Origin of the sequence: Achromobacter deleyi (assembly GCF_016127315.1) — a bacterium.
Taxonomy (GTDB): Bacteria; Pseudomonadota; Gammaproteobacteria; order Burkholderiales; family Burkholderiaceae_B; genus Achromobacter; species Achromobacter insuavis_A.
Map to the genome: position 1 here is coordinate 5,072,154 of NZ_CP065997.1, position 22,091 is coordinate 5,094,244.

General features: G+C 68.4%; 18 protein-coding genes. 8 read left to right on the forward strand and 10 right to left on the reverse strand.

Annotation, left to right across the window (positions count from 1 at the left end; genetic code table 11):
- Positions 1-6 precede the first annotated feature (6 nt).
- The 6 genes from I6I07_RS22995 to I6I07_RS23020 all read left to right on the forward strand — a co-directional run bounded on the left by I6I07_RS22995 (position 7) and on the right by I6I07_RS23020 (position 8,621).
- Positions 7-936: a CysB family HTH-type transcriptional regulator gene (locus I6I07_RS22995; RefSeq protein ID WP_006395174.1), complete on the forward strand. Its 930-nt coding sequence runs from the start codon at positions 7-9 to the stop codon at positions 934-936.
- A gap of 140 nt (positions 937-1,076) precedes the next feature.
- Positions 1,077-3,284 carry a rhodanese-like domain-containing protein gene (locus I6I07_RS23000; RefSeq protein WP_198483857.1) on the forward strand — a complete coding sequence of 736 codons (2,208 nt, stop codon included), beginning with the start codon at positions 1,077-1,079 and terminating at the stop codon, positions 3,282-3,284.
- 239 nt (positions 3,285-3,523) lie between these two features.
- On the forward strand, positions 3,524-4,453 hold the full coding sequence (locus I6I07_RS23005; RefSeq protein WP_198483858.1) for a sulfurtransferase: 930 nt from the start codon (positions 3,524-3,526) through the stop codon (positions 4,451-4,453).
- Positions 4,454-5,749 (forward strand): YeeE/YedE family protein, encoded by a 1,296-nt coding sequence (locus tag I6I07_RS23010; protein ID WP_232625695.1) that lies wholly within the window; start codon positions 4,454-4,456, stop codon positions 5,747-5,749.
- A gap of 269 nt (positions 5,750-6,018) precedes the next feature.
- Complete coding sequence (locus I6I07_RS23015) at positions 6,019-7,221, forward strand: hypothetical protein (protein ID WP_198483859.1); 1,203 nt, start codon at positions 6,019-6,021, stop codon at positions 7,219-7,221.
- Complete coding sequence (locus I6I07_RS23020) at positions 7,221-8,621, forward strand: hypothetical protein (protein WP_198483860.1); 1,401 nt, start codon at positions 7,221-7,223, stop codon at positions 8,619-8,621. The genes I6I07_RS23015 and I6I07_RS23020 overlap by 1 nt, the downstream gene beginning before the upstream one ends.
- Positions 8,622-8,654: 33 nt before the next feature.
- Here the strand turns inward: I6I07_RS23020 and I6I07_RS23025 are convergent, their stop codons facing one another.
- From I6I07_RS23025 to I6I07_RS23045, 5 genes are all read right to left on the reverse strand, one after another.
- On the reverse strand, positions 8,655-9,317 hold the full coding sequence (locus I6I07_RS23025) for a PepSY-associated TM helix domain-containing protein (protein WP_198483861.1): 663 nt from the start codon (positions 9,315-9,317) through the stop codon (positions 8,655-8,657).
- Positions 9,314-10,450: a YncE family protein gene (locus I6I07_RS23030; protein ID WP_198483862.1), complete on the reverse strand. Its 1,137-nt coding sequence runs from the start codon at positions 10,448-10,450 to the stop codon at positions 9,314-9,316. The genes I6I07_RS23025 and I6I07_RS23030 overlap by 4 nt, the downstream gene beginning before the upstream one ends.
- A gap of 2 nt (positions 10,451-10,452) precedes the next feature.
- Positions 10,453-12,858: a TonB-dependent siderophore receptor gene (locus tag I6I07_RS23035; RefSeq protein ID WP_198483863.1), complete on the reverse strand. Its 2,406-nt coding sequence runs from the start codon at positions 12,856-12,858 to the stop codon at positions 10,453-10,455.
- A 128-nt stretch (positions 12,859-12,986) separates the two neighbouring features.
- Positions 12,987-13,934, reverse strand: a complete 948-nt coding sequence (locus I6I07_RS23040) for a FecR domain-containing protein (RefSeq protein ID WP_198483864.1) — start codon at positions 13,932-13,934, stop codon at positions 12,987-12,989.
- 11 nt (positions 13,935-13,945) lie between these two features.
- Positions 13,946-14,461 carry a sigma-70 family RNA polymerase sigma factor gene (locus I6I07_RS23045; protein ID WP_198483865.1) on the reverse strand — a complete coding sequence of 172 codons (516 nt, stop codon included), beginning with the start codon at positions 14,459-14,461 and terminating at the stop codon, positions 13,946-13,948.
- 272 nt (positions 14,462-14,733) lie between these two features.
- Between I6I07_RS23045 and I6I07_RS23050 the strand changes: the two genes are divergently transcribed.
- Both I6I07_RS23050 and I6I07_RS23055 read left to right on the forward strand, forming a co-directional pair.
- A complete protein-coding gene (locus tag I6I07_RS23050) occupies positions 14,734-15,915 on the forward strand; it encodes a hypothetical protein (RefSeq protein WP_198483866.1) in 1,182 nt (393 codons plus the stop codon).
- A 162-nt stretch (positions 15,916-16,077) separates the two neighbouring features.
- Entirely contained in the window at positions 16,078-17,427 is a 1,350-nt protein-coding gene (locus I6I07_RS23055; protein WP_198483867.1) for a hypothetical protein, read from the forward strand.
- Positions 17,428-17,548: 121 nt separating this feature from the next.
- Here I6I07_RS23055 and I6I07_RS23060 read toward each other — a convergent pair whose 3' ends face one another.
- The 5 genes from I6I07_RS23060 to I6I07_RS23080 form a co-directional block, all read right to left on the reverse strand.
- Entirely contained in the window at positions 17,549-18,037 is a 489-nt protein-coding gene (locus I6I07_RS23060) for a GlcG/HbpS family heme-binding protein (RefSeq protein ID WP_198483868.1), read from the reverse strand.
- A 123-nt stretch (positions 18,038-18,160) separates the two neighbouring features.
- Positions 18,161-18,775, reverse strand: coding sequence for a response regulator transcription factor (locus I6I07_RS23065; RefSeq protein WP_006395159.1), 615 nt, complete (start codon positions 18,773-18,775; stop codon positions 18,161-18,163).
- Entirely contained in the window at positions 18,772-20,211 is a 1,440-nt protein-coding gene (locus I6I07_RS23070) for a sensor histidine kinase (RefSeq protein WP_198483869.1), read from the reverse strand. Before I6I07_RS23070 ends, I6I07_RS23065 begins: the two co-directional genes overlap by 4 nt.
- Positions 20,212-20,274: 63 nt before the next feature.
- A complete protein-coding gene (locus tag I6I07_RS23075) occupies positions 20,275-21,435 on the reverse strand; it encodes an HPP family protein (protein WP_420094518.1) in 1,161 nt (386 codons plus the stop codon).
- Between the two features lie 107 nt (positions 21,436-21,542).
- Positions 21,543-21,995, reverse strand: coding sequence for a MarR family winged helix-turn-helix transcriptional regulator (locus tag I6I07_RS23080; protein WP_198483871.1), 453 nt, complete (start codon positions 21,993-21,995; stop codon positions 21,543-21,545).
- Positions 21,996-22,091 lie beyond the last annotated feature (96 nt).

The following is a 22,091-nucleotide window of genomic DNA, read 5'->3' on the forward strand; positions in this document are numbered from 1 at the left end:
GATTCCATGAACTTCCAGCAACTGCGTTCCGTGCGCGAAACCGTGCGCCGCGACTTCAACCTGACCGATGTGTCGGAAAGCCTGCACACTTCGCAGCCCGGCGTCAGCCGCCAGATCCGCGAACTCGAGGAAGAGGTCGGCGTCGATATCTTCGTGCGCTCGGGCAAGCGCCTGATCGGCCTGACGCCGCCAGGCGAGCAAATCCTGCCGCTGGTCGAGCAGATCCTGCAATGCGCCGACAACATCCGTCATGCCGGCGCCGAATACGCCGACAGCCGCAAGGGCGTGCTGTCGATCGCCGCGACCCATTCGCAGGCGCGCTATGCCTTGCCGCCGGTCATCAAGGAATTCCGCCAGCGCTATCCCGAGGTGGTGCTGCACCTGCACCAGGGCTCGCCGCGGCAGGTCTCGGAAATGCTGCTCGAAGGCGAGGCCGACATCGGCGTCGCGACCGAGGCGGTGGCCGACTATCCCGGCCTGCTGAACCTGCCGTGCTACCGCTGGAGCCACAGCATCATCGTGCCCAAGGGGCATCCGCTCGCCGCGGTGGAAGGCGGCATCAGCCTGTCGCAGCTGTCGCGCTATCCCATCATCACCTACGGCCGCGGCTACACCGGCCGGGCCCACATCGACGAAGCCTTCGCGCGCGCCGGCATCACGCCGGACATCGTCATGACCGCGATGGACGCGGACGTCATCAAGACCTACGTCGAGCTGGAACTGGGGGTGGGCATCGTGGCCGCCGTGGCCTGGGACGCCGAGCGCGACACGCGCCTGTGCGCCATCGACGCGCGCCACCTGTTCGAGATCAACCTGACGCGGCTGGCCATCCGCCGCGGCGCCTGGCTGCGGGGCTACGCCTTCCATTTCATCGAGATGTTCGTGCCGACGCTGACGCGCGCGGTGGTGGACCAGGCGCTCAAGGGCGAGGCCTGACCACGGCGGGCGCGCCGTCGGCCACGCGCCATCGCGCGCCGCGCAGCCGCCGCATATCCATAGACGCATTTCTACGTTGTCCGCGCCGGGCCGCGGACGTAGGCTGATCCGGTTATTCAACCCCAGGAATTCCGGATCCCATGAGCACCCATTCCGACGCGGCCGCCGCCGCTTTCCGCCACGATACCGAACGCGCCCGGGCCGTGCGCGACTTCATCGCGCAGGTCAAGGCGCTGGTGCCGGACCCCGCGCGCGCCACGCCCGATCAATTGGCGCCGGTCGCCCGCCTGCTCGAAGCGCTCGGCCGCCGCGCGGAACTGTTTCCCGCGCAGGCCTTCGAGGTGGTGCCGGGCCGGCCCACCGCGATCTACCGCCTGGCCGAAGACGCCGACGGCGGCTATGCGCTGTACCTGTCGCTGGGCGAGTCGGGCAAGGCCCAGCCGCCGCACGACCACACCACCTGGGCCATCATCGCCGGCGTGTCGGGCAAGGAACGCAACGAGGTCTATGCGCGCAGCGTCGGCGCCAAGCCGGGCCGCGACGTGCTGACCCATGTGCGGCGCGTCGACGTGGCGGCGGGCGATTCGATCGTGCTGGGGTCGACCGACGTGCACACCATCGAGCTGGTGGACGGCACGCCCGGCGCGCACCTGCATTTCTATGGCCTGGCGCTCGACCGCCTGCATGGCCGGGTGGTGTTCGAGAGCACCGCCGGCGGTTCCTATCGCACGTTCTCGCCGCCCGCCGCGATCTACCACGCGCGCCTGTCGCCCGCCGGCTTGCAGGAGGCGCTGCGCGGCGAGGCCGAGATCGCCGTGCTCGACGTGCGCGAGGCCGGTCGCTACGCCCGTCGCCACCTGCTGTATGCGGTGCCGGCGCCGCTGTGGCGCCTGGAGGCGCTGGCCGACCGCCTGGTGCCGCGCCGCGACACGCGCATCGTGCTGGTGGATGACGACGAGACGCTGGCCCACCAGGCCGCCGCCAAGCTGACGCGCCTGGGCTGGACCGACATCTCGGTGCTGGCGGGCGGCACCGACGGCTGGGAGCGCGAGGGGCGCGAGCTGTTCTCCGGCACCAACGTGCCGAGCAAGGCCTTCGGCGAAGTCATCGAGCACGAGAAGCACACGCCCTGGATCGACGTCGACGACCTGCACGAGCGCGTCGCGCGCGGCGACGACATCGTGGTGGTCGACAGCCGCACGCCGGAGGAATTCCACAACTTCACGCTGCCGTTCTCGCACAGCCTGCCGGGCGCCGAGCTGGTGTACCGCATCCGCGAACTGGCGCCGGATCCCAAGACCTTCGTGGTGGTGAACTGTGCCGGCCGTACGCGCAGCATCGTCGGCGCGCAGACGCTGATCGACGCCGGCATCCCGAACCGCGTGGCGTCGCTGCGCAACGGCACCATGGAATGGTTGCTGTCCGGGCGCGAACTGGCCTACGGCCGCCAGGCGGCCTTACCGGAACCGTCCGCCGACAGCGCCGCCGCGGCGCGCGAGCAGGCGCGCGGCCTGGCCGCGCGTGCCGGCATCGGCCATATCGATACCGCCACCTTGCGCGCCTTCGAGGCCGAGCAGGGCGCGCGCACGCTGTACAAGTTCGACGTGCGCACCCGCGAGGAATACGAAACCGGCCACCTGCCGGGCTGGCGCTGGGCCCCCGGCGGCCAGCTGGTGCAGGCGACCGACGAATACCTGGCGACGCGCCGTGCGCGGGTGGTGCTGGTCGACTGGGACGGCGTGCGCGCGCAGACCACCGGCGCCTGGCTGGCGCAGCTGGGCGCGGTCGAGGTCTACCTGTACCAGCCGCCGGCGCTGGCGGCGCTGGAACGCGGCGCCGAGCCGCGCCGCGTGTTGCGCCACCGGCCCGACGCGCCGGCGCTGCGGGCCCAGGCCCTGCAGGCGGCCATCGACGCGGGCAGTGCCGAGGTGTTCGATATCGAATCGCGGCTGGCCTACGAGCGCGGCCACGTGCCGGGCGCGCGCTATGCCGCGCCGGATCGCCTGCAGGAGTTCCTGCCGGCCGATGCACAGCGGACGATCGTGCTGACCTCGCCCGACGGCGTGCTGGCGGCGGTCGCGGCGGCCGAGCTGGCGTGGCGCACCGGTCGTCCGGTGCACTACCTGCTGGGCGGCACGCGCGCCTGGCAGGCGCAGGGCCTGCCGTTGGACCGGGGCGCGGATGGCGTGCTGACGGGCGATGACGACCAGAGCATCAGTCCGTATCTGTTCGATGACCTGTCGGCGCGCGACCAGGGGTTCCGCGATTATCTCGACTGGGAGCTGGGCCTGGTGGCGCAGCTGGAGCGCGATGGCAGCGCGGATATCCGGTTGATCGCGGCGGCATAGACAGGGTGTGGCGGGCGGCGCCCAGTCAGGGCGTCCGCATCGCGGCGCAACGGCGTCGGCCCTTCGTGAAGGCAGGCGTCGCGCCGGCCTCGCGCCCGGAATCCGCGGGCGCGGGTCGCGTTCGATCACGAACTGCGCATTCCGGTAATCAGGATATGACCAGTAAATTGTTCCTGACTGTAAGCTGAACAAATATGCTCCGGATTTCCAGGTGCGCATTGCGCCTGCTTCCGGAGAGCATGATGTCCCTTTCGAAACTGCTGGCGGGCGCCTTCGCCACGCTGGCCAGCCTGATGGCCTTTCCCGCCACGGCGCAGCACGCCAAGTACCTGGTCACCACCGAGTGGCTGGAGAAGAACCTGAACGACCCCAAGGTGCGCGTCATCGAGGTGAGCGTCAATCCCGGCCTGTTCGAGCGCGGCCACATCCCCGGCGCCAGCAACGTCAACTGGCACACCGACCTGGTCGACACCGTCAACCGCGACATCGCGCCGCCCAAGCAATTCCAGGCGCTGCTGGCGCGTTCCGGCGTCAACACCGACAGCACCGTGGTGCTGTACGGCGACAACAACAACTGGTTCGCCGCCTGGGGCGCGTGGATCTTCGACATCTACGGCATCGACAACGTCAAGATCCTCGATGGCGGCCGCAAGAAATGGGAGGCCGAGGGCCGTCCGCAGTCCAACAGCGTCAAGGCGCAGCCCGCCGGCAACGCGCGGCCGAAGGACGCCAACCCGGCGCTGCGCGCCCACCTGCAGGACGTGTTGGCAGTGGCGCGCAAGGACAAGGCCGGCGTGCTGGTCGACATCCGTTCGGCCGACGAATACAACGGCAAGATCTTCGCGCCCAACGGCGTGCCGGAACTGGCGGTGCGCGCCGGCCACGTGCCGGGCGCGGTCAACGTCACCTGGAGCAAGCTGGTGGCGGAAGACGGCACCTTCAAGTCGGCCGACGAGCTGCGCGCCATCTACCAGGCGGCTGGCGTGGATGGCAGCAAGCCCATCATCACCTATTGCCGCATTGGCGAGCGCTCCAGCCATTCCTGGTTCGCGCTGCGCAAGCTGCTGGGCTACGACGTGCGCAACTACGACGGTTCGTGGACCGAGTACGGCAACAGCGTCGGTTCGCCGATCAGCAATCCCTCGGGCACCGTGTGGGGCAAGACCTGAGTGAGCGCCCTGGAAACCCGCGCGCCGCTGCAGCGCGCGCAGACCGGCGCGCCGCTGCGCTACACGCTGGCCGCCGCGCTGCTGGCCCTGGTCGGCGTGGCCGCCTGGCGGCTGGCGCCGCTGCCGGACGGCGGCCGCGACCTGTCCTTGTCGTTGCTGTTGGGCGCGGCGTTCGGCATCGTGCTGCAGCGTTCGCGTTTCTGCTTCTACTGCATCGCGCGTGACGCCATCGAGCGCCGCGACCCGCGTGGCGCCTACGCGGTGCTGGTGGCGCTGGCGGTCGGCACCTTGGGCTATCACGCGGTGTTCGGCGCCTTCCTGCCGGTGCCCGGAGCCGAACGGCTGCCGCCGGGCGCGCACATCGGGCCGGTCAGCCTGGCGCTGGGGGCCGGGGCGTTCGTGTTCGGCGTGGGCATGCGGATCTCGGGGTCCTGCATCAGCGCGCATTTCTACCGGCTGGGCGAGGGCGCGTTGGCGTCGCCGTTCGCATTGCTGGGCGCGGGCGCCGGCTTCGTGCTGGGCTTCGCGTCCTGGAACACGCTGTACCTGGCGATGATCCAGCCGGCGCCGGTGGTGTGGCTGCCGCATCATCTGGGGTACGGCGGCACGGTGTTGCTGCAAGGCGCGGCGTTGGGGTTGCTGGCGTTGGGCCTGAGCCGGCTCGGCCGCGGCGGGCGCGAACCCGCCTCGCGCTTGCCCGTAGGCGCTCGGGACGCCGCCGGCCAAGGCCCGGACGGTACTCGCGTCGACCCCCTTGCGAGGGACGTTTCGCCACCCGTCGCCACGGCCCCGCCGCCATGGCGCGCGCTGCTGCAAGACCGCTGGTCGCCCGCCGTGGGCGGCCTGCTGGTGGCCTTCATAGGCGTCATCGCCTACTTGCGCATCGCGCCGCTGGGCGTGACCGCCGAACTGGGCAGCGTGGCGCGCACGGCGGCTTCCGCCGCGGGCATGCTGCCGTCGCGGCTCGAAGGGCTGGACACCTTCGCCGGCTGCGCCACCGCCGTCAAGAATGCGCTGCTGTCGAACAATGGCGCGTTCGTGCTGGCGCTGGTCGCCGGCGCCTGGGCCGCCGCGCTGACCGCGAACGCCTTCCGGCCGCGCCTGCCGACCGGCCGCGAGATCGTTCGCAACTTCACCGGCGGCGTGCTGATGGGGTGGGGCGGCATGACCGCGCTGGGCTGTACCGTCGGCACCTTGCTGTCCGGCGTGATGGCGGGCGCGGCGTCGGGCTGGATCTTCGGCGTGGCGTGCGTGGCGGGGATCTGGGTGGCGTTGAAGCTGCGGCCGACGCGCTGAGCATCCGTCCGCTTTCCACCGACAACCGCTTCCGCTCGACCGTTTTCGCCGATACGTTATCGCAGATCGGCAATAACGGCTCCGTGCGTGGGCCACTCAAGGCGGGCGGCGCGCCTCGTGCGGCGCCAGGGACGTTCGGTTGCCGGATGGCGGCGTGGAGGCGGCGGTGGTGCGGCATCGGAAATACGGGGCGGGGTGTTCGGCGTTGTCGCTGAAATCCAGTTATTGCATCTGTGGGTCAGACTCGGCGCTGAGATGAGGCGACGGCGATGAAGCGACATCAATCACGTCTGCTCGTGATCGCGTCGGTACTGGGGATGCTCCTGCTGGTGCCGTTGTCATGGTTGCTGCCGTTCCCGCACGGGTTCTCCAAGCCACCCGTCAAGCCGGACGAGTGGGTACAGGAGACGCCAACGATACGGACGCCGTTCTCCCCACCTAATGGCGGCCGGGAGATCCGTTCGCTTAGCGTGCATCCCGAGGGCAACGATTGGCTGTTCGTGGAGTGCGCCCGGACCGGCGACAACCGGTGCGACGTCATGCGCTATCAATGGAAGACGGGAAAGCTGTATCGCTACGGTCTGCCCACAGGGTACACCTATCCCTACGCCCACTATTCACCGCAGGGCAACTACATCGTGATGTCGCGGCGGCGGATCTCCGGGCACTCCGACGATGAACAGCGCCGTTCGCTCGATGCCATGCAGATCCTGCTGATGCGCAGCGATGGCGGGGGCCTGGAGGTCCTTCCATTGGCGCGGGGCAACAAGCTCTCGCCTTTCATGTCGCGGGACGAGAGCCGGATTGCATTCTGGAGGACGGGACGCATCCTTCCGCCCGGCCAACGCCTGGGCCTGCTCGATTTCGATATCTGGGAGTTCGATCGGGCTCACGCGACAGAACGGCCTTTCGCGGGCATCTTCAAATTCGTTTCCGGCGGCCAGGCGCAGTATCTCTCGGGTGACGAGATCCTGTTTCGAACGTTCGGGCCAGCGGGACATCTCTGGAGCTACGAGCCCCTGTATGGTGGAAGTCGCATTCATCGCATGCGGCGTGGAGATACGCGGCTACCCGAACCGCATGTCTTCAGCGGCATCAAGTACGCCGAGATGCCGACGATGGACCGCGCGGGGAACCTGTATCTCTGGGGGCAGACACCGCGGTATGGCCTGAGCGTGATCCGTATTGAAACTGGAGGGCAGCGCAGCGCATGGCAGCCGGGCGTGCGATTCGTTCCGCAGGAGCTGATCTGCGATCCGGCTGGCACGTATCTCGCGACGATCTATTGGGACCAGCCGATGGATGTCACGAACCGTCCGGGCGGGTTGGCCATGCTGGATATCGCGACGGATACCTGGACCGCGATTTCCCTGCCGTTGTGGCGGGATGCGGAAACCATTCCGGTGAGCACAAGTGCGTGCGGCATGCATAACGGCGCGCAGGGCTGTTCGATAAATTCGAGGAGCGACTGATGGCAATGGAGCATGACGCAATAGGATTGGTGGATCTGGATTTCTGGAGTCCAACAAGCTACATGCCCGTGTATGGTCTTTGGTGCGGGCCAAATTGGTCCGCGGGGGAGAGAGGCGGGGAGAAAACCAGGGCGCAGTTGGTCGAGAGCGAGGTGCTGACGCGCATCGGTATCGACGGGGTGACACCAGAGATCAGCCCCGTCGATTCGTTCTGCAAGGACCATGACATTGCCTATTTCGATGCGCGGGGGCAGCCGGATGAAGCCATGCGGAAGCTGGAAGCGGACCTTGTCTTGATGGCCAGGCTCGAACAGCTTGATTTCGACCAGCTTCCGGAGACCGAGCGCCTGTATGGCCGCCTGATGTCGTTTGCATTCTTCGAGAAAATCCTATGCGTTGATCTGCCCAACGCTTCGAGCGAGTGGATGGGGAACCGCATTCTCGAACTCTCCAAGTCCTTCGAAAGGCTCTTTCAGAAAATCGATGGTCTGACCTACACCGATCAGTTCGGTACCAAGATGACAGGCGTGGCCCTCGATGGCAAAGTTGGAGGACTCTCCTATCAAATGTACTGGGTGACCGACAGGCAGGCGGACGGATCAAGCCGTATGTGGAGCTATTACAAGGATGCATTCGAAGAGGCCCATGGCGTTAGTTCTATCATGAATGAAGAGATCTTCGGAGAATCTCTAATAGAGATCACTGTCATGCGCGATGGTTCGGTCTCGGAACAAGTGGGGGACTCAGAGCCCATTACCCTGATTACGCCTGGCTACCATCCTGCTCCGGAGTGGGCCGTGGCGTCAAATAACCCGTTGGCGCCGCACGAATCCGGGCAACTGTCCTCGGGGGGAGGATTCGGGATGCCGCCAGATGGCTTGGGAGGGGGGGCATACGATTCCTATTTGCCCTTCTGGATGTCTGTGCCACCAGAAGGGCAGGCGGATGCGCCGGTGCTAGCAGAGAGCCCAGAGGTGTCCACGCCACCAGATTCCGGGACGAGGTATTTCGCCGAGGTCGTGGAGCCGTCGGGCCCGGGCGATCTGATGGGCCGGCCATCTCCACCGATCAAGGTGGTGAGCGATGACCCCATGGTCGCATGGACGCCATCCCCTTGGGATCCCGACCCCTTCGGGTGCCTTTCATGGGAAGGCTCGCCCGAGTTTGATGACTGCTGGAGGCTTTTTTCTCGGAGCCTGTTCGCCGTATCGGGGCCAGATCCAATAAACGGATTCGAACTTGTGGCCATTCAAAGCGGCGAGCCTGGAGGGGTTGAGGACTCTATGTATCGCCATGAACTCAACAACGAGCAAGAGGCGCACGATCTCGTCTATGCGCCGGTTCTGGGATTGTCATTGCCTCAACCCGGCGATGTCCTGGTTGGGCAGGACATGTATTGAACTCGCCCGCACTGCAGCCCGCCTTATCCCTCGTCAGCCCCACGACTGCGCCACCGCCGCCAGGCACGCGACCACCGACGCGAACGCGATGCCCAGCCCGATCAGCTTGCGTTTTTCCAGTTCGGTCCAGAGCAGCACCCCGGTCAGGCACAGCGCGATCAGCGCGCCGCCGATGGTGTCCGACAGCAGCACCCAGGCCACGCCGGTGCCATTGGCGCGATGGAAGTTCTGGATCACGCCCCACCAGCTGGCGCTGCTGCGGCGCGCGCTGGCGGCGCCGCTTTGCGGCCAGAACTCCACCTGCACCTGATAGCCCGGCGCGCGGAACAGCGCCTGCCAGCGCTCGGGCTGGCGCGCGGTGACGTCGCCCCAGCGCACGTCCTGCGCGGCTTCCTTGCGGATGCGTTCGACCGGTTTGTCCAGGTTCAGGGCCTGCTGCAGCCACTGGCCGACCGCCGCGTCGGTGCGCGGCAGGCCGGCCGGGGCCTGCAATTGCAGGGTCTCGACCACCGGGCCCGGCATGTCGATCTTGAGCACGGCGCGATGGTTCTGCAGGATGCCGCTGGCGCCGAACAGCAACCCCAGCAGCGCGCCCCACAGGCCGAGCCAGCCGTGGGCCTTGCGCAGCGCCTTCAGGTACTGCCCGCGTCGGGCTGGCGGGCGCGGCCGGGCCGTGGCGGACGCGGTGGCGGTCATGGCCGCGCCTCGCGCAGGCGCAGCGCGGTGATGGTGAAACTGTTGGCGGCGAAGTGGCGTTGCGCCTCGCCGCCGCCCGCCGGATAGACCTCGGTGTCATCCATGCTGGGCAGGTAGGCGACGCCGCGGCCGGCGTCGTAGGCCATGTTGTGGGCCCAGGGCCGGGTGCCGATGGCGGCCAGGCGGCGCAGTTGGCCGGCGGGGCTGGCGTCGTGGATCGACAGCCGGGCGTCGGCGCCGCTGGGCGCCAGCAGCCAATCGCGGCGGGCGTCGTAGGCCAGGGCGTTGATGTCGCGGCCGGCGGCGACGCTGGCCAGGACCGCGCCGCTGTCCGCGTCCAGGCTCAGCAGGCGCGGTTCGGCGCCGCGGCAGGCGACGAACAGCCGCTTGCCGGCGGGATCGGCGGCCAGGGCGCTGGGGCGCGGGCATTGCGCGGGCTGCCACAGGCGGGTCAGGGTCAGGCGGCGCAGGTCGATGACGGCGATGCGGCCCTCGTCGCGCAGCGGCAGCGCCACCATGCCCGGGCCCAGCAACACCGGCGCATCGAGCTTGGCCGCGGGCAGGTCGAGGCTGGCCCGCACGCAATCGCAGGCCGGATCGAGGCGGTAGACGCGCGACACGGCGCCGCGCCGGCCGCTGGTCACCAGCACCTGGCCGCTGTCGGGGTCGTACAGCACGTTGTTGAGATTGCCGATGTCGAGCGGCACGTGCTTGAGTACCTGCCGATCGGAGGCTCGCACGACGATCACGCTGCCGTCCATGCTGGCCACGTAGAACCGGTCGGCCGACGGCACGGCGACGACGGCGTTGGCGCCCTCGGTGCCGGGTATCCGGGCCAGCGCCTGGCGATTGGCGGTGTCGTAGACGGTCAGGCCGTTCTCGCGGCGCGCCAGCAGCAGTTCGCCGCCGTCCCGCGCCAGGGCGGCGAAGCCCCAGCTGTGGCCGCTGCCGGGCAGCACGGTGGCGCTGCGCTCGGCCACGATGGGATCGCGGGCGGCGGCCGTTTCGGCGCCGGCCGGGGCCTGGGCGATCAGGGCCGCGGCGGCGCAGGCGGCGGACAAGGCGGCGCGCAGGCGCGGCGCGGCTCGGCGCGGGAACGCGGCCGGCGCGGAGGCGGTGATAGGGGGTTGCATGCTCAGAATTCCATCCGCGTCGACAGCACGAACTGGCGCGCGTCGCCCATGGAAATGAAGTACTGGTTGGCGCTGGAGGTGTAGTAGGTGCGGTCGAACAGGTTGTTGACGTTCAGCTGGAACTGCACCTTGCGGCCGGCGATGCGGGTGTCGTAGGTGGCGAAGGCGTTGACCACGGTATAGGCCGGCAGCACGAACGAGTTGGCCGAGTCGCCGGGGCGCGTGCCGACGTAGCGCGCCGCGGTGCCCAGGCGCAGGCGGCCTTCGCCGATCTGGCCGGCGTTGTAGACCAGCGCCAGCGACCCGGTGTGCTGGGCCACGTTCCACAACCGGTTGCCCTGGTATTGCGGGTCGTCGGTGGTGCGGGCGTCGAGATAGGCGTAGCTGGCCATGAAGTCCCAGCGCGCCGACAGCGAGCCGCTCACGTCCAGTTCCACGCCGCGCGAGCGCGCCGCGCCGCTGGTGCGCCAGTCGGTCAGCTTGGTGACGTCGTTGTACTGCGACACCAGTACGTTGCGTTTGCGGATGTCGAACAACGCCAGCGTGCCGGTGGTCTGCCCCGGCATGTCCCATTTCAGGCCCAGCTCCCACGACTTGGCCTGTTCCGGCGCCACGCCGGAATCGATCACCGTGCCGCTGGTCAGCGGCGCGATGGTCGAGGTGGGCTTGAGCGATTCGGTGTAGCTGCCGTACAGCGACACCTCGGGCGTCCACTTGTAGACCAGGCCGGCGCGCGGCAGCCACTTGCCGCCCTCGATGTCGGTGTTGGTCTTGAGCGGCCGGCCGCGCCCGGCCAGCTGTTCGTAATGCTGGTAGCGCAGGCCGCCGACCAGGATCCAGCGCTCGCCCAGGTGCAGCGAGTCCTGCAGGAAGAACGAGGTGGCGCGCAGCTTGTCGGTCTGGTCGCTGTCGCTGGCGACCACGGTGTTGCCGGGGTCCTGCTGGTCGTAGACCGGATTGACGTAGCTGAAGGGCTTGGACAGGTTCTGCCGGATCAGGTCGGAACGGAAGATCTTGCGGCGTTCGTAGTCGGCGCCGACCTGCAGGTCGTTGCGCAGGCCGCCGATATCGACGCGGCCGTCGACGTAGCCGATCACGTAGTGGTCGGTGGACAGCGCGCCGCGGGTGCCGTCGTTGCTGCGCTTGAGCGTGCCTGCCACCGGATCGATGGCGGTCACGCGCACCTGGTTGGCGTCGTAGCGTTCCTGGTTCCAGCTGTAGCCCAGGTGCGCCTTCCAGTTGTCGGTGACGCGCTGGTCCACCGTCACCTGGGCCAGCTCGGTGCTGCCCCACATGTTGTTGTAGGGCTCGTCCAGGCGGCGGCGCGACGGGATGTCGAGCGGCTTGCCGGTGGTGGGATCGAGCGCGGTGCCGCGATCGAACGGGTACAGGTAGTCGCGGTGTTCGTAGGACGCCACGATCTGCGTGTCCTGCCCGTACCAGGCCAGCGACGGCGCCACCAGCGTGTCGCGGCGGCGGCCGAAGTCGCGCCAGTAGTCTTCATTCATGGTGTCGACCACCAGGCGGTAGGCCAGCCGCGAGTCGCCGATCGGCCCGGTGCTGTCGAGCGTGGCGCCGACGCCGTCGCGGCCCTGGGCGTAGCTCGAACCCGTCAGCGTGAGGGCGTGGTACGGCGTCAGCTGCGGCCGCTTGCTGACGATGTTGATGACGCCGCCCGGGTCCATGATGCCGTACAGTAGCGACGCCGGGCCCTTCAGGACTTCGACGCTGTCGGCGGCGGCGTTCAGGCCGCGGCCCTGCACCAGCGGCATGCCGTTGTGCATGATCGAGCCGTCGCGGTTGGCGCCGAAGCCGCGCTTCATCAGCGTGTCCTGGGTGCCGGCGAGCGTGTTGCCCTGGGTAATGCCGCTGACGTTGGCCAGCGCGTCATCCAGGTTGCGCGGGCGCTGGTCGCGCAGTACCTGGGCCGGCACCACGTTGACGGCTTGCGGCTGGTCCAGCACCGCCAGCGGCGAGCGTGTCACCGAGGCCACCGGTTCCGGCTGGTAGGCGCCTTCGGCCGTCGACGCGCCCACGACGGTCACCGGCTCCAGCTGGGCGGCGCTGTCGCCGCTGGTCAACGGGCGCACCGTGTAGACGTTGTCCGAGCGCCGTTCGGCGCGCAGGCCGGTGCCGTCCAGCAGCCGGCCGAAGCCCTGGTCCACGCTGTAGGCGCCGGACAACCCGGGACTCTGCTTGCCGGCGACCAGGCGGCCGTCCAGGGACAGCGTCACGCCGGCCTGGCTGGCGAACTGGCTGAGCGCCTGCGACAGCGGGCCGGGCGCGACCTGGAAGCCGACGGGCGCCTGGGCCTGCGCCGGCGCGGCGGCCAGCAGGGCCGCGGGCGCGGTCAGTGCGGTGGCCAGCGCGCGGGCCAGGAGCGGATAACGGAAGGGACGGACGTGCATGGGTTTCCTTGGCGGCGGACGCGCGAAACGCGTCGTACATCTGCCATGCCAAGCGAAAAGGAAAAAGGGGAACTGGAAATCCGCGGCTGTTACAAAATAGTCCTGACACATGCCCGCGCCGGGCGGCGCTAGGCGGCCTCCAGCCTGACCCAGCCGGGCAGCACGCGCCGCACGCGCACCGGCAGGGTGGCTTCAAGCGCGCGCAGGATGCGGTCGGTATCGGCCAGCGGAAATACGCCCACCAGCGGCAACTGCGCCACCTCCGGCGTACAGGTGACGAAGCCGCGGCGGTAGCGCGCCAGCTCGGCCGCAAAGCGCGCCAGCGGCTGGCCGTCGGCCACCAGTTCGCCGCGGGTCCAGGCATCGCGGGCGCGGTCGAGCGGTTCGGCCGCATCGATGGCGCCGCCGCTGAAGCCGGTGCGGGTGCCGGCCTGAGCGACACGGGCAGGCGCGGCGTCGGGGCGGATCTCGACCGCGCCGGCATAGACGTCGAGCCAGGCGCGGCCGCCGTCGCGCAGCACGGCAAAGCGGGTGCCCAGCGCCCGCAGTTGCGCATAGCCCACGTCCAGCAGGAACGGCCGGGCCGGCGCGCGGGAATCGGGATGGGTGTCGATCAGGGTTTCGCCGTCCACCAGCACGACCCGGCGGGCCTGCGCGTCGAACCGCAGGTTGACCGCGCTGGCGGTGTTCAGCCACAGCCGCGAGCCGTCCTCCAGCGTGGCCTGGCGAGTCTGGCCGACGTCGGTGCGCAAATCGGCCAGCTGGCGACGGGTGGCCGGCTGGTTCCAGGCGGCGGCGCCCAATCCGCCGGCGCCGGCCAGCAGCATCAGCGTGCGCAGCGCGCGGCGGCGGCCCTGTCCGGCGCCGGTCAGCGCTTCCAGCGCCGGCTGGCCGGCCACGGATTCGAAGCGCGCGCTGATGGCGGCCACGGCGTCCCAGGCGCGGCGGTGTTCCGGCCGGGCGTCGAGCCAGGCCTGCCATTGACGGGTGTCGTCGGCGCTGGCGCGTTCGTCGCCCAGGCGCGCGAACCAGTCGGCCGCGGCTTCCAGCACGCGGCGGTCGGGCAGGGCTGGCATCGCGGCCGGCCTCACCAGACGCCGTCCGCGATCAGCAGGCATTGCAGCATCACCTGCGCCATGTATTTCTTTACCATGCGCTCGGACACGTCCAGGCGCTGGCCGATCTCGGCATAGGTGTAGCCGCCCAACTGCGCCAGCAGGAAGGCCTCGCGGGCGCGGGCCGGCAGGCGCTGCAGCATGGCATCGATCTCGACCAGCGCCTCCAGCACCAGCGCGCGCCGCTCGGGCGAGGGCGCGCAGGCCTCGGGGCGCTGGGCCAGGGCTTGCAGATAGGCGTGTTCGAGATCGCGGCGGCGCCACAGGTTGACCACCAGGCCATGGGCGATGCGGGTCAGGAAGGCGCGCGGTTCGCGCAACCCCGGCGTGTCGCGGGCGGCGATCAGGCGCACGAAGGTGTCCTGGGCCAGGTCGGCGGCGTCATGGTCGTCGCGCAGGCGACGCCGCAGCCACGCCGTCAGCCAGGCGTGGTGCGAGCGGTAGAGCGTGTCGACGGCGTGGGGAGCCGGGATGTCGCCGGGCGGCACGGAGAGTCCAAACCTGAAAGAATAATGGGAATGGTTCCTATTATAGCTATTCGGGCCTGGAGTTCCAGGGGGGAATGTGCTTAGCCGTTGTGTTGGGCGCAGGAACCGTCGCTGTTCCGCGCGCGGCGGAAGGCTGTCGACGCGCCTGGCCATTTCCTGAGTATTCGTCCGCTTTCGCCGAGCAGCTTCTTTCGCCGCCAGGATCATCCATATACGTTGTCGAACATTGCTCCGCTGCCTTGGCGGGCTTCTGAACGTATGCGGAAGCGACGATGAAGCGAAATCGCGCGTGGATCTTCGTGGCAACGGTGGCGCTGATTTGCGCGCTGCCGTTGTGGTGGTCGCTATGGACTTCGGCCTCCCCGGTCGCGAACGAGAAAAGGGCGCCCGTCGCTGTGGTGGAAACGCCGACCACGCGGACGCCGTTTTCTCCTCCGAACGGTGGCAGGGATATCCGCTCGCTGAGCCTGCATCCGAATGGCGTGGATTGGCTGTTCGTCGAATGCGCCCAAAGCGGCGATAACCGGTGCGACGTCATGCGCTACCAACTCGATTCCGGCCGGCTGTATCGCTATGGGCTGCCGCAAGCCTATTCCTATACCTACGCGCACTATTCACCCAAAGGCAATTTCATCGTGATGTCGCGCAGGCCTGTCTATGGCGGGTCGGAAGACGCCTTGGAGTGCTCGCTCCATGACAGTGAAATCGTGTTGATGCACCAGGACGGCCGCGGGCTGGAGGTCATCCCGACAGCGCCCGGCAACAAGCTGTGGCCGTTCATGTCACTGGACGAGACGCGCATCGCGTTCTGGCGAGCCGCTCGTCTGGTGCCGCCTGGCAAGCGCATCCGCCTGTTCGATTTCGATATCCGGGAATTTGATCGACGCGACAGAGTGGAACGGCCCTTTGCCAGCGTCTTTCATTTTGTCGACGGTGGGCAGGCGCAATACATCTCGGACGACGAGATCTTGTTTGAATCTTATGGGCCGATAGATCATTTCTCGGAATACCACCGTCGCTATGACGGCAATGAAATCTATCGAATGAAGCGAGGGGTCGACACGGTGCCGACTCCTGATGTGTTCGATGGAATCGAACATATCAGGATGCCGTCCATGGATCGTGCAGGCAGTCTGTGCCTGTGGGGCCAGACGCCCCGTTATGGCCTGACGATTATTCGTATTGCGGCCGACGGTGAGCGCAATGGATGGCTGCAAGAAGACGGGTCGGAGGCGTCGTTCGATCCCAGGGAAGTGGTCTGCGATCCGAACGGTAAATATATCGCGTCCATTTATCGGGATCATCCCCTACGTTTTGGTGGCGGGGCAGGGGGGCTCGCCATGCTCGACATTGCTGCCAACAAATGGGTCACATTGCCGTTGCCGCCACGGGCGGAGGCTGAGGAAATTCCGGTGGTCATCTCCAACGAGGAGATGCATCGAGTCGCAGAGTAGTTTTCAAAAGCAGTGCATTGACGAGTGGGAAATGACATGGCAACAGATGATGGCAGCATCAGTGTGCAAAACCCGAGTTGGAATCCCTCCAGCTGGCTTCCGGTATACGGTCGATGGTGCGGGCCGGATTGGTCCGCGGGAGCGCGCGGAGTAACGAAGACTGTGGAAGAGCTTCTTCGAGAGCCCGTATTCAAGCGTGTCGGCCCCGGTGGAGGGGTGAAGGTGGACAGTCCGCTGGATGAGCTCTGCAGGGCGCATGATATTGCCTACGTTAAGGCCATGGATCATCCGGACCACGAGGCAGCGCAGAAATTTCATGCGGATCTGGATCTGTTAAACGACCTCGTGGCGCTGGACCAGACCAAGCTCACGAAAGATGAGAAAACCTACAGCAAACTGATGGCGGTCGCTTTCGCCGAGAAGATCTTCAACGTCGATGTCCCTGCGCTTGGCTACGAGGTGGTCATGACGGCTATGAAAGATCTGATGCTATCGCTCGCAAGCCTCTTCGACAAGATTGAGGGGCTCTCCTATATGGATCAGTTCGGCGCCATGATGTGGGGGGCGGTCAATGAAGGAGACCTCCACGGCGGATTCGGTGATCAGGAGTTCTGGGACATCCCGTTCACACGATTCACGCTGATCGCGACCGATACGGCTGGGGCCGGTGCGGTAATTTCGTATTACAAAGATCCGTATCGGGAAGCGCACGGTATCGCAGCCGTTGTCGCGGGCGAAATAGTCGAAGAATCGTCCCGAATGATCACCATCTATGACGGGGGCTTTGTCACTGCGCAATCCGGTCTGCAGGACCCTGTCGTGCTGGCGGAGCCTCCAACCATGGCCTGGCCTGGGCTGTATCTCGACGATTTTCAGGTCTTCCCTGACCTGATCCCTGGCAGGCCGCCTGCGGCGGCATCGGCGCCTCCAGCAAGCCATCCGGATCCGGATATGGCGAGTATGCCGATACCTTCGATCATCGGCATCGGGCCGATAACCTCATATCCCTTGCCGTCGGTCCCGTTACCGTCTTTACCCGAACCCACCGCTCCTTCCGGGGAGCAGTCGGCGCCGCCCGGCAGCACTGATGGCGGTCCGTTTTACGCAGTGTTGGTGGACCCTCCGTTTCCCGACGACGGAACGGGATTGAAGGGGCCTCCGTCGCCGCCCATCGTGGTCCAGGGCAGTCCCGTCAATGACTGGATCAACGCGACCTGGGATCTGTTCCAATGCAACAGCCCCGATTTTTTCACGAAGACTTTCTGCGATGGCCTGCTGCGCGACGCACATCCCATGGCGATCGACCGGGCCGCTGACCTCCTGATAAGGCAGGACCTCAATCAGCTCGTTACAGCCGATTCCGGTGTGACGGCGACGCTGGCGCAGGGAGATTTTCAGTCCAGTGCGCTGCTGTCCGATACGGGCAATGCGTGGCTGTTCGAAGAAGGTTGGGCGGTCGCGGATACCGGTTGCGCCTTGGTGGGCAATAACCTCGATGATGTGGGTTGGTGATTCGCATTTGCGAGCCCCGCAGGCCGGCAAGCGCGGACAATCCACCTTTGAGTCAGAGCGCGGAGCCGGCCCTTGATTGGCCGATATGCGGCGGCAGTCAGAGGCCGGCTCCGCTCGCCGCTTACTTGAACAGCGCCGCGTTCTCTTCCAGCACCGCATCCGCGCACTGCGCGTCCAGGTTGCCGCCGGGCGCGCCGGCCACGCCGATGGCGCCGATGACACTGTTGCCGGCCTTGATCGGCACGCCGCCGCCCAGCAGCAGGTAGCCGGGGATGTCGGTCAGGTTGGCGGCGCCGGGGTTCTTCTGCGCGTTCTCCATGATGGCCAGCGTCGGCGCCTTGGCGGAGGCCGAAGTGAAGGCCTTGGCGCGGCTCGCCTCGATGGTGTGCGGGCCGGCGTTGTCGGCGCGCACGAAGGCCTTGAGCAGGCCGGCGCGGTCGACCACCGAGGCGCTGACGTTGTAGCCCTTGGCCTGGCAGGCGGCGACGGCGGCGGTGGCCAGCTTCTGGGCGTCGGCGGTCGAGATATTGCTTTCGGTGAGCACGGCGGCGTGGGCGGCGCCGCTGACGGCGAGCGTGGCAACCAGGGCGGCGAGCGTGTGGCGGGTCATGGTCTGCGTCCTATTTTCGTGTGGGGATCAGGAGCAGTCAGTGTGGCCAAAAGGCCCGTGGCGCGGTATACGCCCGATTACCCACGCGCCTCCGTAGCGCTACGGAGGCGGCCGGGCGATGCCTCAGTCGAGCAGCGTGGCGTACTGGCGGATCAGCTGCGCCAGCGAGTCGGCCTCGAGCTTGGCGAAGACGTTGGCGCGGTAGGTCTCGACGGTGCGGGGCGACAGGTCGAACTCGCGCGCGATCTCCTTGTTGCTCAGGCCCTGCACGATGCGTTCGAAGACCTCGTGTTCGCGCGTCGACAGGCGCGCCAGGCGTTCGGCGGCGGCCTGCGTCACGGCCAGCCGCTCGCGGCTGGCGATGTGGCCGCGCACGGCGGTCTGCACCGCGTCCAGGAAGATGTCGTCGTCCACCGGCTTTTGCAGGAATTCCATGGCGCCGCCCTTGAAGGCGCGCCGGCACAGGTCGACGTTGGCATGGCCGGTCAGCATCACCACCGGCAGGTCGGACGCCTCGGCCAGCCGCGCCAGCACGTCGAGCCCGCTGATGCCGGGCATGCGGATGTCGAGCACCACGCAGCCGATGGTCTGCGGCGCCAGCTGCGCCAGGAACTGCTGGGGATCGCCGAAGCCCGCGCTGCGCAGGCCGACGCTGCGCAGCAGCAGCGCCAGCGCGTCGCGCACGGCGTCGTCGTCGTCCACCAGGTAGACCAGCGGCGATTGGTCGGGCAGGTTCATGCGGGGCCTCCAGCCAGGGGCAGGGTCAGGCTGAGGCAGGCGCCCGACGGTTGCAGGTTGCGCGCGGCCAGCCGGCCATCCATCGCGCCGGCCAGCGTCTCGCACAGCGCCAGTCCCAGGCCCATGCCCTGCGCGCGGGTGGTGTAGAACGGGGTGAACAGCCGTGGCAGCGCGTCGGCGGCGATGCCCGGCCCGTTGTCGCTGACGCTGAAGACGTAGTGGGCGCCGTCGGCGCGGCCTTCGAGGGTGATCTGGCGCGGCCCCGCGGTGTTGGCCAACGCGTCGGCGGCGTTCTGCACCAGGTTGTGCAGGATCTGTTCCAGCGCCACCCGCTCGGCCAGCGGCCGCGCCTGCGGGCTGGCGTTGTGCCAGTGCAGGCGGATGCCCAGGCGCGCCAGTTCGGGTTCGCGCAGGAAGCGCAGCGAGGCCGCCAGGGCGTCCGGGTCCAGCGCCTCGCGCCGGCCGGGCGCACTGGGCTGCACCAGCGCCCGCATGCGGCTGATGATGTCGGCGGCGCGCTTGGCCTGTTCGGCGCTGGCCATCAGGGCGCGGCGCACGCTGGGGCGTTCCTCCTCGTCGTCCAGCAGCCGTTGGGCGGCGCGGGTCTGCGCCAGGATCGCGGTCAGCGGCTGGTTCAGTTCGTGGGCGATGCCGGCGGCCATTTCGCCCAGCGTGCTCAGCCGCGCCATGGCTGCCAGCCGCGCCTGTTCCTGCTGGCGCCGGGCTTCGGCGCGCGAGCGCCGCGTGGCGGCCACGCCGGCCACCAGCAGCGCGCTGGTCAGGCCCCACAGCCCCCACGTCAGCCACGGCCAGGACGCGGGCGTGAGGGTGCGGGTGCTGCGCAGCACGAACGGCTGGCTGGCCGCGCCCAACGGTTTGGCGAGCGCGAGCGGCCATCCCGGCCCGGTCGGCGCCGGCTGCCGTTGCAGCAGGGCCAGCGGCTGCTGGCCGATGGCGAGGGTCAGGTTGGCCAGGCTGGCGGGGAAATCGGTGGCGGCGATGAAGTCGCGGGCGTCCACCAGCAGGCTCCAGCTGGAGGGCGCCACCAGCCAATAGCGGGCGGCGTCCAGCGGCAGCGCCACCGGGCGGCCGAGCGTGCGGGCCTGCTCGACCGCGGCGCGCAGGCCGGGCGGTTCGGCGGCGCTGCCGGCCCAGACGCCGTCGGGCAGGTAGCCGAGCGCCTGCAGTTGCGGCATGGCCGGCCGCAGGCTGGGAAACAGCCGTTCGGGCGCGGGCGGATGCGACAGCGCCGACAGCGTCGCCAGCACGGCTTCGTGCTGCACCGTCTTCTGGCTCAGCATGCGCTGCGCCACGCTGGTGTCCTGGAAGAAGCGGTCGTACTGGTCGACGTAATGCTGACGCCCGATCCAGAGGGCGCCCAGGCAGAACAGGACCAGCCAGGCGAGGAGGGCGCGGTGGCGCAGGGGCGGATTCACGCTGGGATTATGCCCCGCGGCCGCGCCCCGGCGGAATCCGTAGGGCTACGGAGGCGCCGCGGTTCACGCCGCCAGGCGGCTGTCGTGGCCGGGCGCGGCCTGCGCGGCGGCCGACAGCGCCATCTGGTGCAGGGCGGCCACCAGGTCCGACTGGGTCACCAGGCCGGCCAGCACGCGGCCTTCGGCCAGCACCGGCACGCAGTGCAGGCTGTCGGCCATGGGCCGCGCCAGCTCGATCGCGGGCAGGTCGGGCGTGGCGAACGGCACCTCGGAACGCATGCAGTCGGCCACCAGCAGGTCGGCGGGCGCGCCGCCCGCGGCCGCCACCTGGGCGGGTCGGTTCCTGCGGGCCAGCGCGTCGGCCTGCGCCAGCATGCCGACATAGTGGCCGGAGGAATCGAGCACCGGCAGCCATTGCAGGCGGTGCTTGTCGAACAGGCGCACGGCGTAGTCCAGCGGATCCTGCTGCTGCACCACGACCACGTCGCGCGACATGATGTCGGCGCAGCGCACGTCGCCGAAGCGCCGCCGGCTGGCGCGCAGTTCGGCGGCCAGCACGATTTCCTCGAGGTCATCCTTGCTGATGTCGAGCAGCTCGCCGCGCTGCGCCAGGGCCTCGTCCAGATCGGCGCGCGAGAAGCCCAGGCGGGCACTGGGCGCCGGGTCGCGGGTCTGGTGGCCGGGCGCGGCTTCGACGTGGCGGCGCGGATAGTTGCGCCGGAGCAGGCCATTGAAGACCACGGCGATGCACAGCAGGATGGCGGAATTCAGCGCCACCGGCCACAGCACGAAGCCATAGCCCAGCGCCGCGACCTGCGGCCCGCCCAGCACCGCGGTCAGCGCCACCGCGCCACTGGGCGGATGCAGGCAGCGCAACGAGAACATGGCGGCGATGGCGAGCGCCGCCGCCGTGGCCGCGGCCACGCCGGGATCGTATATCGCCTGCGCGCAGAACACGCCGATCAACGCCGACACCAGGTTGCCCGCCATGATCGACCAGGGTTGCGCCAGCGGGCTGGCCGGCGCGGCGAACAGCAGCACGGCGGATGCCCCCATCGGCGCGATGAACCAGGGATTGGCGTTGCCCAGCGCGTGGTGGCCGACCCATTCGGTGCAGAACAGCCCGACCAGCGCGCCCAATGCGCCATAGAGCTTTTCGCGCATGTTGACGCCGACCGGCGCCGGCGCGAACGCACCGAGCCAGCGCTTGATAGCCACAGCCAAAACCTTTACCTCGCCGCTTCAAATATATCGGGGGACGACAATTTATCACGCGGCGCACCGGTTGGCGGCATGAGCTTATGCCCAGCGGTAATGAAGAGGGGGCCGGATCAGCGCTCGCCGGCGTCGTCGTCGATGCGCGCCAGCAGCCGGGTCAGCAGCGGGCGCATGGCGCGCAGCTCTTCCAGGTGCGAGGCCGACAGGCTGGCCAGGATGCGCTCGGCCTTGTCGGTCAGCACCACCTCGACGCGGCGGCCGTCTTCGGGATCGGGCTCGCGGCTGACGAGGTCGAGCCGCTCCAGGCGGTTGACCAGTTCGGCGGCGGTGTGCGGACGCACCAGCAGGCGCTCGGCGATCTCGCCGACGTACAGGCCGCGGCGGCCGGGTGCGCCGGGCCGGCTGCCCTTGATGGCCAGCAGCGCCTGGTGCTGTTGCGGCATCAGGTCGAGGCCGGCGGCGGCGTTTTCGCTGAAGGCGGCGAACTTGCGCAGCGCGTAGCGGAAATCGGCCAGCAGTTCGTAGTCGGTGGCGGACGGCAGGTCGGGGGCAGGGGAACGTTTCACCCGGCCGATTCTAATATATGTCGTGATACGATATATTTGATTTTTCGCAAACACCGGCCTGTCGCCGTCCCCCGTGGACGCGTTGGCCGCGGGTTC

What these genes read in the sequence shown, in the direction of transcription:
- I6I07_RS22995 (WP_006395174.1), top strand. Translation starts at nt 7, where the DNA reads ATGAACTTCCAGCAACTGCGTTCCGTGCGCGAAACCGTGCGCCGCGAC.
- I6I07_RS23000 (WP_198483857.1), top strand. Translation starts at nt 1,077, where the DNA reads ATGAGCACCCATTCCGACGCGGCCGCCGCCGCTTTCCGCCACGATACC.
- I6I07_RS23005 (WP_198483858.1), top strand. Translation starts at nt 3,524, where the DNA reads ATGATGTCCCTTTCGAAACTGCTGGCGGGCGCCTTCGCCACGCTGGCC.
- I6I07_RS23015 (WP_198483859.1), top strand. Translation starts at nt 6,019, where the DNA reads ATGAAGCGACATCAATCACGTCTGCTCGTGATCGCGTCGGTACTGGGG.
- I6I07_RS23020 (WP_198483860.1), top strand. Translation starts at nt 7,221, where the DNA reads ATGGCAATGGAGCATGACGCAATAGGATTGGTGGATCTGGATTTCTGG.
- I6I07_RS23025 (WP_198483861.1), bottom strand. Translation starts at nt 9,317, where the DNA reads ATGACCGCCACCGCGTCCGCCACGGCCCGGCCGCGCCCGCCAGCCCGA.
- I6I07_RS23030 (WP_198483862.1), bottom strand. Translation starts at nt 10,450, where the DNA reads ATGCAACCCCCTATCACCGCCTCCGCGCCGGCCGCGTTCCCGCGCCGA.
- I6I07_RS23035 (WP_198483863.1), bottom strand. Translation starts at nt 12,858, where the DNA reads ATGCACGTCCGTCCCTTCCGTTATCCGCTCCTGGCCCGCGCGCTGGCC.
- I6I07_RS23040 (WP_198483864.1), bottom strand. Translation starts at nt 13,934, where the DNA reads ATGCCAGCCCTGCCCGACCGCCGCGTGCTGGAAGCCGCGGCCGACTGG.
- I6I07_RS23050 (WP_198483866.1), top strand. Translation starts at nt 14,734, where the DNA reads ATGAAGCGAAATCGCGCGTGGATCTTCGTGGCAACGGTGGCGCTGATT.
- I6I07_RS23060 (WP_198483868.1), bottom strand. Translation starts at nt 18,037, where the DNA reads ATGACCCGCCACACGCTCGCCGCCCTGGTTGCCACGCTCGCCGTCAGC.
- I6I07_RS23065 (WP_006395159.1), bottom strand. Translation starts at nt 18,775, where the DNA reads ATGAACCTGCCCGACCAATCGCCGCTGGTCTACCTGGTGGACGACGAC.